This window comes from Pseudonocardia sp. D17 (assembly GCF_036984265.1).
Taxonomy (GTDB): Bacteria; Actinomycetota; Actinomycetes; order Mycobacteriales; family Pseudonocardiaceae; genus Pseudonocardia; species Pseudonocardia benzenivorans.
In genome coordinates this window covers 1-312 of the sequence record NZ_BPRG01000001.1, presented here as the reverse complement: position 1 = coordinate 312, position 312 = coordinate 1, and the positions used below count along the sequence as shown (strand labels likewise).

General features: G+C 72.1%; 1 pseudogene. It reads left to right on the top strand.

The features are described from left to right. Positions 1-312, top strand: a pseudogene (locus tag PSD17_RS00005) (transposase); the annotation flags it as partial.

Here is a 312-nt window from a genome sequence, read left to right as displayed (position 1 = left end):
CACCGCTGGCGACAACCCGGACCGGCTGCGCAGCGAGGCCGCGTTCGCACACCTGTGTGGGGCCGCCCCGATCCCGGCGAGCTCCGGGCGTCGCGATCGCCACCGTCTCAACCGAGGTGGCGACCGGGCGGCGAACGCGGCCCTGCACATGGCGCTGGTGACCCGCCTGCGCTACCACGAACCCCACCCGGGCCTACGTCGCGCGACGCACCGCTCAAGGTCTGTCCAAGAAGGACATCATGCGGTGTCTGAAGCGCTTCCTCGTCCGCGAGGTCCACGCGGCCGTCCTCGCCGACTTCTCCGCATCCCGCG